This is a genomic window from Paenibacillus sp. PastF-3 (assembly GCF_029893135.1).
In the GTDB taxonomy this organism is placed as follows: Bacteria; Bacillota; Bacilli; order Paenibacillales; family Paenibacillaceae; genus Paenibacillus_AQ; species Paenibacillus_AQ nitricinens.
Genome location: NZ_JARXWM010000005.1, coordinates 222,311 through 238,800, shown reverse-complemented (window position 1 = coordinate 238,800; position 16,490 = coordinate 222,311). Strand labels below are relative to the sequence as shown.

Below are 16,490 nucleotides of genomic sequence, written 5' to 3'. Positions count from 1 at the left end.
AGTGTTCAACTAGCTTTGAAATCAAGCATTTCTATGGGCTTCTTTTTTCTTACGCAGTACGCTGTAAAGGATCGTACCACCGAATACAAGAATAATGATTGAAAAGAATAATACATGTGGCATTTCGTACCCAAAAGCGCCCGCGAGCATTTTACCAGCAATAATGGCAATAAGCGCAAAGGCGGCACGCTCAAGTTCCGGAATTTTATCAATAAGCTTCAAGAATAATTGCGCTACTCCCCGCATCATCAGAACGCCTATGATTCCGCCCATAAAGAGCACCCAAACCTGGTTACTAACACCAAATGCAGCAATAACACTATCAATGCTGAAAGCAATATCCATTAATTCAACAAGGAAAACCGTCTTCCAAAAAGAGAACCCCTTATTCTCGATCTTCTCATCGCCACCGCCCTTAAATAACCCGCCATAGGCGATATAAAAGAGATAGGCTGCACCAAGAACCTTAACCAACATAAACTTAATAAGAAATGTCCCTAGACCGATAGCCAAAAACCTGAATACATAAGCGCCTATAATACCGTAAAAGAGCGCCTTCTTCTGTTGTTCCTTAGGTAAATGCTTAACCATGACGGCGAGAACAAGCGCATTATCTGCAGAGAGCAGTCCCTCTAGCAGAACTAAACTACCAATAATGCCCCAGCTAACCGGGTCTGAGAGCGTACCTACCACATCGCTCCATGAGAAAAAATGACCGTAGTTCTCACTAATATTCCTAAAAAAATCAGCGAACCAATCCATTACACTTGCGCCTCCGAAAAAATCGTCTATTTACTGCCAGCAACCCAGCGCAGTCCCCAGCCATATGCCTCATCAATCTCCCGATGACCACTGTAATATTGGACCAGCCGTTCAACACTGAATGTCTCGTTATTCACATTCCGAAATAACGCGATAGCACACATGCCTTTGCGGTTGTTATGCTCGTCCAAATTGACAATAATATCGGGGCCGCCACTCTGGGTAATCGTGACAACACCGTCAGCTTCTGACCAATTGGTAACACCTTTATAAATAAAAGAAAAAATTAGAATCCGTTCAATATCAGCAATTTTGCTGCCGTTAATCCGCAGATTCTCACCGGTTGTTACAGAGCCTGTCCGGTCATCTCCATCAAGCATGACATAAGGAGGTTGGTTCAATGAGCCAAAAGCATTGCCCAGCGCCTGAACTACTCCCTTACTGCCATTCTTCAACTCATATAGACAAGCAAGATCTAAATCCACACCATTTTTACGATTAAATAGCCCTCCACCCTGCTTCTGATTCCAGTTGAGGTTAATTAGCAATTCACCCAAACCACCAGCTGATTTCTTCAGGTTGATCGAATCACCTTTTTTCTTCAGTTCGATCTTCTTCAGGTTGAGATTGACCGGAGGGGGTGTTACAGCTGAAGGCGCAGCTGCAGGAGGAGGTGGAATCTGAATCTTAGGCTCCGCTGCAGGCGCTGATTGACGTTTAAGCTCTGGCTGCGGTGGAGTAGCAGGCTTAGGCACTGGTATTGGTGCCGGTGCTGGTTCATCGTTCGTTTCTAACCCAAAGTTCTTACACAGTTCCTGTAGACCACCAGCAAAACCCGCGGCAATGGCGCTGAATTTCCATTCACCGTTATATCTATATAATTCTCCTACCACAACAGCCGTTTCCACGGAGAAATGATTTTCAAGATCACATCGGAGAAGCTCCGCACCTGTTACTTGATTCAGAATCCGAAAATAGGCCTGATTTACCTGCCTAAAACTTTGACCTCGCTTCTCGCCATCATAAATGGTAAGTGTAAACGCGAGTTTCATCACATCAGAAGGAATTTTGTTTAGTTCCACGTCAAATTGCTTGAGGCTGTCTGATGTAGGCATTTCCTTATATCTGATATAAGGTGTAGACGGATTATTATAAAATATCAAATCCTCATCTTTGCTTACTTTACCTTGCGCTCCAAGCAGAAAAGCAGAAGTATCAATCTCAAGTGAGGATGGCGATTGCCAGCCAATCTCTACGATAAGAGAATCAAGTCCAGGATTGCCTTTAGTTAAATCGACCTTTTGTCCTTTAACAACTGTAATACCCATTCTTACACCACCTTTATAAATGGAGCAAGCATAAATGCCTTCGATGTCCTTATAAGGACGACAAGCGTTTATGCGAGAAATATAAGATATATAGTATCGTATGAACCTTAACTTGCTTATATTTTTAAATAACCCCACATAGTGGAGTTTATCCTTCGAGATCCCTTCCATGTCCTTTGTGAGGGAATCCATAAAGAATTAAAAAAAGGGCAGGATCGGTAATGACCCCGCCCGGAAGATGCTATTGCGCGTCCAGCCCATAATTTCTACACAATGCGCTAAGACCGCCGCCAAAACCACTACCAATAGCCTGGAACTTCCAATCCGCACCATTGCGGTAGAATTCACAGAATACAACGGCTGTCTCTGTTGAGAATTCTTCACCCAGGTCGAAACGAAGTACTTCCCGATCCGACGACGCATCCACAACTCGTACAAAAGCATTGGAGACTTGTCCAAAGTTCTGTGCACGAGATTCGTAATCATAAATGGTTACTGTTATCCCAATACGCTGAATATGGGCAGGGATTTTGGTGAAATCAACGATGATTTGCTCGTCATCTCCGTCACCTTCACCTGTACGGTTATCTCCAGTGTAGATTACAGAACTCGCACCACCATTTGGATTGTTATAGAATACAAAATCATCAGTACCTTTAGCCTTGCCGTCTTCATGAAGCAGAAACGCTGAAGCATCGAGGTCAAATTCTTGACCTCCACTATATTTATTAGTGTCCCAGCCCAATCCAACTACTACCTTTGTCAGACCTGGATTAGTCTTGGTAAGATCAATTCGCTGTCCTTTGGAGAGACTGATCGTCACGGACATAACCTTCTTTCATTGAGTAGATTCAGTTCACTGTATAACTCTAAGCTCTATACTACAAGGCTTATTGCAGGCCGTAATCGCGAGTCAAACCGCTCAAGCCGTCTTTGTAGCCGCTACCGATGGCATTGAACTTCCACTCTGCACCATGACGGTATAGCTCACCAACAACAACACCAGTTTCAATAGAGAAGTCTTCACCCAAATCGAAACGAATGAGCTCCTCATTGTTTAAATCATTTACAATACGTACATAAGAACGGGAAACTTGTCCGAAGTTTTGGCTTCTTGCGTCAGCTTCATAAATCGTAATGGTAAAAGCTACCTTTTCCACATCTGCTGGGATACTCAGAAGATCCACTTGAACCTGCTCATCATCACCATCGCCGTCACCCGTACGGTTATCACCTGTATGAACAACTGAACCATTCTCATTCTGTTTATTATTGAAGTAAATGAAGTTCGTTTCTTTTTCAACTTTGCTGTTCGCGTTAGTCAAGAATACAGAAACGTCCAAATCGAAATCTTTACCGCCATCATATTTATTAGTGTCCCAACCAAGACCTACTGTGATTTTGGATAGACCCGGATTTGTTTTGGTTAAATCGATCTTTTGACCTTTAGATAGATTAATTGCCATGATAACATTCCTCTTTTCTTTTATTTGGATTATACGTAGCGTTCTGCCAGTTGATTGATATGTGCTGCGTGACTACCTTCACCAATTGCGGCGAATTTCCATTCTCCACCTTGTCGGTACAGCTCCCCACAAACCAGTGCCGTGTAGCCATTGTAATTATCAGATAGGTTAAAGCGGATTAGTTCATTATTGCCTACAGCATTCATAACACGGATATACGCTGATTTGATCAGACCAAAATCCTGTTTACGATTTGTGGCATCATAAATATTCACCACTACAAGAACCTTGTGCACATCAGAAGGAATAGCATTCAGGTTGACCATGATTTGTTCATCGTCTCCGTCTCCATCACCCGTGAGATTGTCTCCAGAGTGAATGACAGAGTTACAAGGACTTTGCTTATTATGGAAGCAAATCAGGTTCCCCTTCTTAACTAACTTACCATTCTCATTAAGCATCAATGCTGAGGCATCACAGTCCACGTTGGCCTGTTTCTTCACACCGAAGAATCCTCGAGCCGGCGCAGCCGGATCCCAGCCTAAACCTACAATTACGTTAGATAAGCCTGCATTACCTTTTGTGAGATCAATCTTCTGACCTTTTACCAGATTAATTCCAGCCAACTTTACGTACCTCCATTCTCTAAAAAGAATCACCATCTAGTAGTCTAGCTTTTGGATGTTATATGAGTGATACGCTAAAGAACTAAATACGTTTCATCCGAACTCATGTATAGGGTATTACATCATTTATAAACTGAATTCACTAGGGTTTAATCCCAAGACACCGCAAATATGCCGCACAACTGCTTTTTCATTGTCATCAAAATCACCATCAGCTGATCCAATAGCTGAGCACACACCCACAATTACACGTCCCACATCTGGTTTACCGGTAAACTTACCGATGGCTTTCAGTGCTTCCTGCTTACCGATTTCTGGTGAGAACTCAAAGTTACTTACATAAAAGTTGAACTGGGTAATGACGTCTCTCATGTCAAACACCTTTAGCTCATTGCTCATATTCATATAGCCGGCCATTTTGTTCTTTTCAGCTTCTTCTATCTTACCGTCGGCAGCAGCAACTAAGGCGCAACCCGCAACTACCGCATTCATGAAATCTTTATTTTTGAATTTCTTCACTTGATCTGTTAGTCCGTTTTTGGTTGTGTTCAACCAGCTTTTAAATGTGCTCATCGTATTCTCCTTCTATCACCGTAAGATTATGATAACAAAAGATATCCCAGAGCCTCCTCTCCACGTATCCGACAGAATTTTCATAGTAGATCCCTGAATCACGGTTTACTCTTCTAATATACCTGATAAAATAGCAATATTCTACTTTTCCAGACTTTTACAGCTCTTTTCACAGAAAGTTGAAACACCAAAAAAAAAGGCATTGCCAGAGATTCTTTCCTCTCTAGCAATGCCTTTAGCACATTCACCTGTAAATTCTATTAAAGAATGATGTCCCCATCATAAGAACCAATCATTTTGTACAGATCCGGCCGGCGATCACGGAAGACGCCCCACTCGATCCGTCCGACTTCCAAAGCATCCAGATCAAATTCACTCACTATTACAGTTTGCTCGTCTCGGCCTGCTTCAACAATTTTATTGCCTTGCGGTCCCGCAATGAACGAAGAGCCGTAGAAATTAATGCTAGAATCTTCATCAATTTCTTCACCGATACGGTTGGAGGCAATGACTGGAATAAGGTTAGCCGCTGCATGCCCAAGCATACAAGTCTGCCAATGATCCTTAGAATCGATCGATCCATCCTGTGGTTCTGATCCGATAGCGGTTGGATAGAACAGAATTTCTGCTCCCATCAGGCTCATCACTCTAGCCGCTTCCGGGTACCACTGATCCCAGCAAATCCCTACACCAATCTTGGCATAGCGAGTGTTCCATACTTTAAAGCCAGTATCTCCCGGATTGAAGTAGAATTTCTCTTCATACCCTGGGCCATCTGGAATATGGCTCTTGCGGTATTTCCCCAATATCGTTCCATCGGCGTCGATTACAGCTAGTGAATTGTAACGTGCGTAGTTCTTTTTCTCATAAAAACTGATTGGCAGCACCACTTGCAGTTCCTTGGCTATTGCTGTGAAATGATTAATCGCTTTGTTATGCTCAAGCTCTGTTGCATATGCGTAATAATCAGCTTTCTCTTTCTGGCAGAAATACGGTGTCTCGAACAGCTCCTGCAGCAAAATAATTTGTGCTCCCTGTGCCGCCGCTTCTCTGACCAAGGTTTCGGCTTTGCTGATATTCTCATCAATATTGCTGGAACAGCTCATTTGCGTCGCAGCTACTTTTACATTTCTCAAGAATCTGTCCTCCTTATATATAAATGTCCCTCAGGACGTTTAGTTTCCTTCAATTATTGCTGAGCAGGCATTTGCTGCGTAGTGCAGTGAACATTCCCGCCTTCGGTGATAACCGCCATACCATTAACTGTACGAATCTTACGTTCCGGGAACAAACCAGCCAGTACTTCCTCAGCAAGCTTATCTGTTTCCACCGCTGTACCGCCAAACACAGGCAATATAATCCCACCATTTACGAAATAGAAGTTCAAATAACTGAGCGTCAGACGGCTGCCGTCTTGATCCACCCGTGGTGGCTGCTGAATCTTGATGATTTCCAGCTTACGCCCTTTGGCATCTATGGCATTCTCCAAAATACGAAGATTCTCCTGTGTAATCTCAAAGTTCTCATCCTGCGGATCCTCACAGACCTGAATAATGACTTTACCTGGAGCAGCGAAGCAAGCGATATTATCCACATGACCATCGGTTTCATCACCGCTTAGACCACGCTTAAGCCAGATAATAGTTTCTGTACCTGTATAATTGCGCACGTACTCTTCAATATTCTCGCGCTTCAAATCCGGGTTGCGGTTCGTATTGAGCAGACATTCTTCTGTAGTAATCAAGGTGCCTTCTCCATCCGTATGGATCGAGCCGCCTTCCATCACAAGCGGCGCATCAAAACGTGTCACTTGTGAGTGTTCGAGAATCTGTGGAGCTACCTCATCATCCAGATCCCAAGGTGAATATTTACCGCCCCAGGCATTAAACTTCCAGTTCACGCCTGCTAGAACGCCGTCTTTATTAACAACAAAGGTAGGCCCGTTATCACGCAGCCAAGCATCGCTATGCTTTATAGGCAGTAGCGTTACATTCGGTCCGCTGACCAGACGTTCTACCTTTTCCACGTCCTCCGGGTTAACGATGACCGTAATCGGTTCAAACTCGGCAATAGCTGTAATAATGTCAGCATAACCTTGGCATACCGACTCGTGGTTGTCCGGGAAACACATAGATTCCTGCACCGGCCAGGAGATAAAAGTACGTTCATGCTTGCCCCATTCCGGTGGCATTGTATAGTTCAAATCTTTAGGATTCATGTGTTAACTACCTTTACTATTATATTTGGAGCCAGCCCTGTCCTAAGACTCCTACCTCATCATACAATAATATGTTCTAGTGCTCAATTCCCTGGAACACTAATAATGTTGGAAGGAATTCGGGTCATATGGGATCTGACTGAGCTTATAGTGTAATCCTTTTTACCACATCGCCCTCAAAATTCTTAACGATGAATTCTCCACCCTCAAGGATACCATATGAATTCGGGTTATTCTCTTTAGGCAGCGATATCGAACCAGGATTCAGCACGTATACGCCCTCTTTTACATCCGCAACCGGAAGATGGGTATGCCCCTGAATAAAGATATCCTTCTCAGATAGTGCCGGTAAATTCTCAATACTAAAGCCATGACCGTGTGTAACATAGATTCGTCTGCCTTCATGCAGGAGCATCACATAATCGCCCATCATCGGGAACTGCAGCAACATCTGGTCTACCTCAGCATCGCAGTTACCACGTACTGCCGTAATAGGCTTCTTTTTGTTATATTCATTCAGTTTATTAGCAACTCCCTGCGGGTCATAACCCTTCGGCAGTGGATTTCTGGGACCGTGATATAAAAAGTCTCCTACGATTACAAGACTGTCTGGCTGTTCTTCCTCTACCTTTTCCAAAGCCCGTTCTAACCAGAATAAAGAACCGTGAATATCGGAAATAAACATTAGCTTCATCATGTATTCTCCTTTTCGACTTAAATAGATCTTGTGCTTAGGTTTCAATTTTAACCTTGAACAGGCAAACAACGCAAAAGCGGACGTTCCTCCAAAAGGAACGCCCTGCCCTATATGCCCTTTTATTCTTACGGTAAATTCGATGATCCCATCAAGAATCGGTCCACTTCGCGGGCTGTCTGACGCCCCTCATCAATGGCCCAAACTACAAGGCTTTGTCCGCGGCGCATATCACCTGCTGTGAATATTCCTTCTACATTGGTCGCTTGTGCTCCGAACTCCGCCTTGGCATTTCCGCGCTCATCACGTGCCACCCCAAGCTCACCTAGCACAATCTCTTCGGGCCCTGTGAATCCTAATGCGAGTAGTACCAGCTGTGCCGTTAGAACTTCTTCACTGCCTGGTACTTCAACCGGAACTATCCGTCCCTGTTCATTGCGAGTCCACTCAATGCGCACAGTATGCAGCTCCTGCACATATCCACCATCATCACCAACAAAACGTTTCGTCGAAACGAGATAACGACGTGGATCTTCCTTATACAGTGAAGCCGCTTCTTTTTGGCCATAGTCCACCTTAAGAACCTTTGGCCATTCCGGCCACGGATTGCTAGGCTGACGGGTCAGTGGAGCCTGTGGCATTATCTCAAGCTGGATCACACTACGGCAACCGTGGCGGATCGACGTAGCTACACAGTCTGTGCCAGTATCCCCGCCACCGATTACAACTACATCCTTATCTGCCGCAGACAAGTATTCGCCATCAGCAAGCTCTGAATCCAGTAAGCTCTTAGTATTCAGTGTCAGAAACTCCATCGCCTGATGAATGCCCCGCAGCTCACGACCCTCTAGAGGAAGCTCTCGTGCCTGCGTAGACCCGCCACACAAGACAACAGCATCGTGCTCCGCCTTGAGTTGTGTCGCCGAGATATCTCTCCCAATCTCTGTACGAGTTACGAATGTAATGCCTTCAGCCTTCAGCAGGTCTACCCGGCGCTGAACCGTTTTCTTATCCAGCTTCATGTTCGGAATACCATACGTCAACAAACCGCCAATCCGATCTGCCCGTTCATACACGGTCACCGAATGCCCCGCCTTGTTAAGCTGAGCTGCACAGGCAAGACCTGCTGGACCCGAGCCCACTACAGCTACCTTTTTACCTGTGCGAATAAGCGGTGGCTCAGGAACAATCCAACCTTCTTCAAAACCTCTATCTACAATCGACTTTTCAATCGACTTTATCGTTACAGGCTTGCCGTTCATCCCTACTGTACAAGAACCTTCACAAGGTGCCGGACATACACGTCCAGTAAATTCAGGGAAGTTATTGGTCTTATGCAGACGTTGCAGTGCAACCTCCCAGTTTCCACGATAAACCATATCATTCCATTCAGGAATCAAGTTGTGCAGAGGGCAGCCGGAAGCCATACCAGATAACAGACGTCCTACATGACAAAATGGCGTACCACAGTCCATACAACGTGCGCCTTGCTCGCGCAGCTTCTCTTCATCCATAGGGATCGAGAATTCATCCCAATTCTTAATCCGCTCCAGCGTCTCACACTCCGAAGGCGTCTGCCGTTCAAATTCCAAAAATCCGGTTGCTTTCCCCATCTCTCTCATCCTCTCTAAATCCCCCACAAATATATACTTTCTGAACCGCTAAAAAAGAAAGGTACTTTCTATGTTTGTCTGCTGCCAAGCCTATGCCACTCTAAAGCACCAAAGTAAATGCCTTCATATTAACATCCAATATCATCATCGAAAATGAGTAATGTCACCTTTTTATGTAAAATGAAACAATCAAATTAAGAAAATGAAAAAACAAAAAAAAGCACACAGTGTACTGTACCTGATTAAAGTACGTTACTCCGCATGCTTTTCAATAATGATCTTGTAAAAGACTATCTATTGCGCCGTCAGGACTACTGTCCCAATCCCATTTACAGTTAGCTTATTTCCAGTCAGCTCCTGCGTAAGATCAGCCCCGAAGATGGTCTTCCATGCTCCAAGCTGCGGCAGAACCACAGTAGTGTGTTCAGCATTCGCATTAAAAAGAACATAAATATGCTTCGCTGCATCTTCTCCAGCATGACCACGTAGCGTGTAAGCTACTGCACTTGCCGGTGCTTTTTCAAAAACCAAATGGTTCCGAATGTCAGCTGCTGTTCGCATACGGAAGGCCGGGTGAGCTTTACGCAGTGCGATTAACTGTTTCATATACGTCACATCTTCCTGATGCGCGGCGCACAATTCCCAGTCCATACGATTGATTTCGACCGAAGATTTATAGCTGTTCTCCACCCCGTCCTTCGTACGCATAAACTCCTGCCCTGCATGGATAAAAGGAATCCCCTGACTCATGAACACTATCGCAGAAGCCAGTCTATGCATGGAACGGCGCTGCGTAACCGTCTCACCCTCGGTGGACAATACGATCTTATCCCATAAGGTATGATTATCATGACACTCTACATAATTAACGTTTTGCTGAGGCTCCACGGCAAATTGCTTAATTCCTGGGCTGAAGTCAATTCCTCCCGCAACCCCTGCTTTGATCGCAGGCTCCAGACCCATCATTCCACTGATGAAGCCCGGCTGATCATACAAAAAGATATTTCCTTTAATAGCATCCCTGAAATCATCATTAAAATGTCCGATTCCCGGCATAAGGGAAGCATTCTTCTGATGAGCGAGCCGTTCCACCGGTAGCTCAGTCCCCATCATCCAGCCTTCACCGATCGTCATGATGGACGGATCTATTCCATCCAGACGCCGCCGGGTTTCCCGCATTGTATCGACATCCATCAAGCCCATCAAATCGAAGCGGAAGCCGTCGATATGGTATTCTTTAGCCCAATAGACCACGGAGTCCACAATGAAGCGGGACATCATCATACGTTCTGTAGCCACGTCATTTCCGCAGCCTGAGCCATTCGACAGGCTTCCATCTTGTTTATAACGCAAATAATAGCCAGGAACCAGTTTAGTGAAATTCACGCGGTATCCGTCGTACACATGGTTGTAAACTACATCCATAATGACGCGGAGTCCACGATCATGAAGCGCTTGAATCATTGTTTTTAGTTCTTGAATACGTAGTCCGGGCACATAAGGATCCGTAGCATAGGAGCCTTCAGGAGCATTGTAGTTCTTCGGATCATAACCCCAGTTAAAATGCGGCTCATCCAGCTTCGTCTCATCTACACTCTCTGTAGAATAATCATAAATAGGCAATAGCTGCACGTGGGTTACACCGAGATCTGCGATATGATCGAGTCCGGTGAGAATGCCCTCTGGTCCGCGGGTTCCTTCTTCCGCCAAAGCGAGATATTGACCCTTATGAGCCATTCCGCTTGCTGGATGAATGGATAAGTCACGCAAATGAAGCTCATAAATAATGGCGTCTACAGGATCCTCAAACGATGGCTTATCTTCTGTCCACCGCTCAGGGTCCGTCTTGCGCAAATCTAGAATAGCGCCTCTGTCCCCATTCACGCCAACAGCCCGTGCGTAAGGATCAGCTGCTTCATTCCACTGTTCACCTAGACGAACTCGGTAGGTATAGAACTTGCCATCTAAATCACCGTCAACCGTAGCTCTCCACGTTCCCCGAATATCGCGGATCATAGCATATTCGGACTCCGCAGCTCCCTGCCATGAATCATAAATTACTAGCTCTGCCTCCTGAGCCGTAGGAGCCCACAAGCAAAATGATGAAGAGGCCGATGAATATGTAAGTCCGAGATCATCCCCGTCATAACTAAACAACTGATCAAACTCCTGAGCAAATACGGAAATCCCTCTAGTAGTCGCAGGATCACCATAAAAAATCGGTTCCTTCATTTCCTTTTGTACGGACAAAGCACCTATCCCCTTTTCCAGTTATTAACTGGATTATAGTATGATCCTCAAATTTGTGCAAACGTTTGGACTCAAAATAACCAGATCATTTTTCCAGGGTAATTACATAGCTAAATCACGACTAACTTGGCGTTTCTAAGATATTCATTCCCACCATTGTGATGATGTCTTTATTTGCATAATATGGGATGCGGCGTTCTTTACAGAGAGCAATCCTTCCATCCCTATACCTCACACCATTATCCTGAACGATGAGGATTGGACAATCCCCGTTATCAGGTACTTCATACCCTATTCCTAATACCCAGTGGTAATCGTAAGCAAAATTCCCTCTCCACCGAAAATTAAACCATTTATCAAATTTAACAGCTACTGGCCGACCTGCATCAATCTCCACTTTATACACATCGAAATCGTTAAAAGTAGAGATAGATAGCTTATGTCCCCCTTTTGGCGAGATTGAGGAGTGGATATAAGCTGTGATTCCCTTTACAAACCGACGTACACTCATGCCTAAAGGGGTACCTCCGTGATGACTGTATATGTAATTAATATGAGCTGCTTTAGAGTGAAAATGACCTTTGCCACGAATAAAGCCCATTCCTAGCCGGGTATTCCAATACTCCGTTAAAGCTGCCAGGGTCGCTGGTCCACATGCAGAAGACGGGGATGAAACCCCAGCCTCCCACTGTGTGTATGGATCTACTGATAGTTTGTTACTGAGACTGGAGTTTCTATGCTTCATCAGGATGTTTCTCCCTTTGAAGAGTTTGGCTTAGAAGCGGAAAGGGCAGAGCCTTCCGGAAGTAAAATCACATTTCCACCAACATCCATAGATCCCTCTGAATTAGATTGTGATTCCATTTCCTGTGCGGGCTTCTGCTCTGCCAGAGTAATATCTACCTCATCGCCCTCATATTTGCTTTCAGGATTAATCTGTAGCGTGAAATAGAAATTAGAGCCGTTTCCTTCACTACTCTCCACCGCAATGGCACCGCCCATCAGCTCCACAAGCTTCTTGCAAATGGCTAGGCCTAACCCCGTCCCGGCATACTTACGGTTAAACGAGGAGTGCAGCTGGTAAAATGATTGAAACAACTGATGCTGCTTTTCTAAAGGAATACCTATCCCCGTGTCTCTGACATTAAACTTCAAAGTCGATTTCTTTGAAACCACGGACAATTTCTGCTCCACATAAATACAGACATTGCCTCGGTCAGTAAATTTTATCGCATTGCTGACCAGATTAACCAATACCTGACGTAATCGGCCTGCATCTCCCATAATGCACGTAGGAACCCCTTGTGCCATGCTGTAAGACAGCTCAAGATTTTTTTCCAAAGCCTTAGCCATAAACAGATCCGTTACACTGTCCAGTACCTCTTGAAGATACACGGGCTCATGTACGATCATCATTTTTCCGGCTTCAATTTTACTGTAATCAAGAATTTCATTCAAAATATATAGAAGAGAGCTACTACTCTCCTTAATAATATTGGTGTACTCACGTTGTTCTTCATCTAGTTCCGTCTCTGCAAGCAGATCAGTCATCCCCACAATGCCATTCATAGGCGTGCGAATTTCATGGCTCATAATGGCTAGAAACTCTGATTTAGCTTGGTCCGCTTTCTCCGCAGATTCCTTGGCACGAATGATCTCCTTCTCATCCGTAATATCTCTGAACACGACTACAACACCCTTAGGTTCACCTTTATCAAAAAGAGGCGTTACCTGGTACTCTGCAAGAAAGCTCGTGCCATCTTTACGCCATAAGACTGCATCCTTACTCTGATAAGATCCCCCTGACCTAATAGCCTTGATAAGCGGGGACTCCTCGGGCCTGTAGTGGATCCCATCAAGTGCTGTCTGCTGCATATGATCCAGATAAGAATGGCCCATGATCTCATCATGTTCATAGCCGAGCATATGCAAACCTGCAGGGTTAATGAAAGTCACCTTCTCCTCCATATCGAGCCCAAAAATACCCTCCGAGACTGCATTTAATATCAGGGTGTACTCATTGCTTAGCTTCTCAATTTGTTCTGTATATCTTATACGTTCCGTAATGTCACGGGAAATACCATATACACCAACCACTTGATCGTCTACAATGATCGGAATATTAGTGGTATTGATCTCTACAAAATGACCGTCTTTATGAATAAGCGTCAGTTCATAGCTTTGGGGATATCCCTTAGCGGCTAAGTTAAAATGATACAGTGTCTTCTCCATATCCTTCTCATGCACAACGGGACCAAAGTACATTCCGATCAGTTCTTCCAGCGAATACCCGGTCAGCTTCTCCAGATTCGCATTGGCCGTTAAATAATCTCCTTGCAAATTCATTGAGTACACAGCAGAGGGATTATATTCAAATAAAGATTTATAGCGCTGTTCATTCTCCTGAAGCTTGAATTCAAACTGTTTACGCTCTTCAACTGCATGACGCGAGATTAAATCCAGCGAATTCTCGGACATCAATCTATAATTACGTTCACTTTGATAGATCTGTTCCTCTAGATCTCGTTGAACTGCCATTTGTTGATCTGCAATCATTCGTTCTGTAATATCTTCGGCGTACACAATAATACACGAAGGGGCTTGTCCTACTGTTCCAAATCCTGAGAATGTCAGGGAAAGCCATACCAGGTGATCCCCTTTGCGAAAGCATTCTTCCTTCTTCCAGCTCCCTGCTGGAGAATTCTGAAGCTCGTCCATCACCAATCTATAGGAAAGCTCTTTCGAAGACGTCTGTCTATTTTCCATTTCTGCAAAAATAGCCCCAGCAAGAAACTCAGCTTCCGTTAAGCCAAGTAAATTGCAAAAAGCCGGATTGACCTTCAGCCACTTGCCCTTACCATCGTATAAAGACAGTGCGGCTATTCCCTCTGGGGACCTCATAAATGCATGTTCCAACATTGTGCTATATTCCACCGCGTTATCCATCTACGCCAGACCTCCTTTGTTGCGAACGTTGCATCCTTTATTCCATCCTAAGTTCAGTATACGATAAGAGAAGTGAGTATAGAAATGTCCTGCGTATCATTTTGAATAGGGAATAGCTTAATTTTAAATATTGACTGGATGGCTTGGGGCAAACTATTATTAAACACAAGTACAAACGCCTTCGGCGTCCTCGTTAGGACGATAAGCGTTTAAGCGAGAAATATAAGAATAATGTATAGCGTGAAACTTATACTTTCTTATATTTTAATAATATCGTTCGTGACCTATTACGCTGGAAGCACCCGTAATAAAGGCTTTTGCCTTTGCTACGGGTGCTTTTTTTGTTGCCATTAGGTTGCGACAATAGGAGGAGAATAAATGAAAATATTTAAGTCAGTGCCCTTACTACTGCTTACGATCCTGCTACTGCTAAGCACATCATCCGAAGCTATTGCTGCATCTACAACAGAATTAACCCCCTCTGTTAAAGCGGCTTTTGATCTGACGGCCGCAACGGCAGAAGGTCCTGCCAGAGTTAAGCTGACTTCTCTTTACAATGATTTATCCACCTTAAAGCTGCAGTATGATCAGCGCGAGGAGCAAATCCGAATCCTTCACTACAATAATGAGCAATCGCTGGTTGTGGTACGTCAACAAATTAAAGGGATTGATCTTGAAGCAGTGACCCGATTGGAAGCCTCCGTTAAGAGCAGCAAGCAGCGCTATCAGCCCTTATTCGACCAGTATAGTGCACTTAACAAGCGAATTAGTATCGCCAAGTCTCTTAAGGACAAGACCTTGAATACTGTACTGCGTGCCCAAGGTGATGCTATGAAGATCTTGGTTCAGTTGGCACGCCAAGAGATCAGTGACAAGCAGAATCAGCTGAACGCCGCGAAAAAGAAACGTTCCCAAAAGATAGCCGAGACTCGCAAAACCTTGTCTGGCATTGAAAGTCCTCAAATCACGATCAAATCTAACAAGAGCGTGATCACCTCTTTAAACAAACGTATTTCAGCAGATTGGACTGACTTTAAAGCAGCGATTCGCAAACAAAACCTTACCCTAACTACCCAGTCCTTAGCTGCACTGGTCTCCGGTTATCGTCAGATTGCAACCCATAAGCAAAAAATAATTGAGCTCGAACAAAAGATTTCCCTTGTTATTGCGAATACGAAGAAGCAAATCAGTTAACGGACTTCTTTTTCTCATTTGCTCTGCGGTAAGCCATCACTTTGCGGTACATGCTTTTATTAGAAAGATGTTTAAAAATATATGGATCTGGACTTGTATTCACTTCAATAATCCAAGGCGTCATGTGGCTATCTAATCCTACATCTACACCAATCTGTTTAAAGCCAGGATATTTCTTATGGTAGAAACGTCCGGTATCCTCACCTAGCTTTCGCAATATCTTAAGCATCTGAGTTTGCTGAGCATCGTTCAAATAAGGCGACAGCAGCTTCTCCATAGACATTAGCGTACCACCGTTATGATAATTGGTAACAATCTTGCCCTTCTCAGCTACTCGGCCAATCCATCCGGTAGTTTCCCATTTGCCACGCGGACTGAGCTGGACCATCACACGGATATCAAAACGATGCTTTCCGTGCTTTAGCAAAACAATCCCTCTCTGAATCAAGTAACTACGTCCGCGTGTCGCTTTCTTAAGGGATGAATAAAAGGTGTCATAGGCTCCAAAGGTTTTTATCTTTGTTCCACTTTGGTATTTGTATTCCGTTCCATGGGAAGAATCCTTACTCTGTTCAACCTTCATTACACCGTTACCATAGGTGCCATGTTCCGGCTTAACGTAAATCATCCCATATTTCAAGAGCATCGTTCTTAAGTTTGCTTTACTAAACTTCACTGTTTCTGGAATGAGCGGTGAAATCTCGGAACTTTGCATGAGCACCTTGGTTTTAATCCATTTGCTGGTCAACGCAGACTTTAACTTCGTTCCCAATTGCCCTCTCCCCTGTCACTCAAATAATGATCACAGCCTTGCTTAACC

At 44.3% G+C, this 16,490-nt stretch carries 15 protein-coding genes; 1 reads left to right on the top strand and 14 read right to left on the bottom strand.

Annotation, left to right across the window (positions count from 1 at the left end):
• Positions 1-21: 21 nt before the first annotated feature.
• From M2444_RS12770 to M2444_RS12710, 13 genes are all read right to left on the bottom strand, one after another.
• A complete protein-coding gene (locus tag M2444_RS12770) occupies positions 22-762 on the bottom strand; it encodes a TerC family protein (protein ID WP_094869640.1) in 741 nt (246 codons plus the stop codon).
• Between the two features lie 26 nt (positions 763-788).
• On the bottom strand, positions 789-2,090 hold the full coding sequence (locus M2444_RS12765; protein WP_094876732.1) for a TerD family protein: 1,302 nt from the start codon (positions 2,088-2,090) through the stop codon (positions 789-791).
• A gap of 241 nt (positions 2,091-2,331) precedes the next feature.
• Complete coding sequence (locus M2444_RS12760; protein ID WP_094869638.1) at positions 2,332-2,913, bottom strand: TerD family protein; 582 nt, start codon at positions 2,911-2,913, stop codon at positions 2,332-2,334.
• Between the two features lie 67 nt (positions 2,914-2,980).
• Complete coding sequence (locus tag M2444_RS12755) at positions 2,981-3,556, bottom strand: TerD family protein (protein WP_094869637.1); 576 nt, start codon at positions 3,554-3,556, stop codon at positions 2,981-2,983.
• A gap of 29 nt (positions 3,557-3,585) precedes the next feature.
• The gene (locus M2444_RS12750) at positions 3,586-4,182 is read right to left on the bottom strand and encodes a TerD family protein (RefSeq protein WP_094876733.1); all 597 of its coding nucleotides are present in this window, start codon (positions 4,180-4,182) and stop codon (positions 3,586-3,588) included.
• 126 nt (positions 4,183-4,308) lie between these two features.
• Entirely contained in the window at positions 4,309-4,755 is a 447-nt protein-coding gene (locus M2444_RS12745; protein ID WP_094869635.1) for a tellurite resistance TerB family protein, read from the bottom strand.
• 260 nt (positions 4,756-5,015) lie between these two features.
• On the bottom strand, positions 5,016-5,891 hold the full coding sequence (gene aguB, locus M2444_RS12740; protein WP_094876734.1) for an N-carbamoylputrescine amidase: 876 nt from the start codon (positions 5,889-5,891) through the stop codon (positions 5,016-5,018).
• A gap of 53 nt (positions 5,892-5,944) precedes the next feature.
• On the bottom strand, positions 5,945-6,973 hold the full coding sequence (locus M2444_RS12735) for an agmatine deiminase family protein (RefSeq protein ID WP_094876735.1): 1,029 nt from the start codon (positions 6,971-6,973) through the stop codon (positions 5,945-5,947).
• 145 nt (positions 6,974-7,118) lie between these two features.
• On the bottom strand, positions 7,119-7,667 hold the full coding sequence (gene yfcE, locus M2444_RS12730) for a phosphodiesterase (RefSeq protein ID WP_280787203.1): 549 nt from the start codon (positions 7,665-7,667) through the stop codon (positions 7,119-7,121).
• Positions 7,668-7,795: 128 nt separating this feature from the next.
• Positions 7,796-9,280: a glutamate synthase subunit beta gene (locus M2444_RS12725; RefSeq protein ID WP_280787202.1), complete on the bottom strand. Its 1,485-nt coding sequence runs from the start codon at positions 9,278-9,280 to the stop codon at positions 7,796-7,798.
• A 294-nt stretch (positions 9,281-9,574) separates the two neighbouring features.
• Positions 9,575-11,530 carry a type I pullulanase gene (gene pulA, locus M2444_RS12720; RefSeq protein WP_094876738.1) on the bottom strand — a complete coding sequence of 652 codons (1,956 nt, stop codon included), beginning with the start codon at positions 11,528-11,530 and terminating at the stop codon, positions 9,575-9,577.
• A 121-nt stretch (positions 11,531-11,651) separates the two neighbouring features.
• A complete protein-coding gene (locus M2444_RS12715; protein ID WP_094876739.1) occupies positions 11,652-12,275 on the bottom strand; it encodes a C39 family peptidase in 624 nt (207 codons plus the stop codon).
• Positions 12,275-14,476: a PAS domain-containing hybrid sensor histidine kinase/response regulator gene (locus M2444_RS12710; protein ID WP_094869628.1), complete on the bottom strand. Its 2,202-nt coding sequence runs from the start codon at positions 14,474-14,476 to the stop codon at positions 12,275-12,277. The genes M2444_RS12715 and M2444_RS12710 overlap by 1 nt, the downstream gene beginning before the upstream one ends.
• A gap of 378 nt (positions 14,477-14,854) precedes the next feature.
• Here M2444_RS12710 and M2444_RS12705 point away from each other — a divergent pair, with 378 nt between their 5' ends.
• Positions 14,855-15,670, top strand: a complete 816-nt coding sequence (locus M2444_RS12705) for a hypothetical protein (protein ID WP_094873878.1) — start codon at positions 14,855-14,857, stop codon at positions 15,668-15,670.
• Here the strand turns inward: M2444_RS12705 and M2444_RS12700 are convergent.
• Positions 15,663-16,442: a YheC/YheD family protein gene (locus M2444_RS12700; protein WP_280787132.1), complete on the bottom strand. Its 780-nt coding sequence runs from the start codon at positions 16,440-16,442 to the stop codon at positions 15,663-15,665. The two genes, M2444_RS12705 and M2444_RS12700, sit on opposite strands and share 8 nt — an antisense overlap.
• Positions 16,443-16,490: the final 48 nt, after the last annotated feature.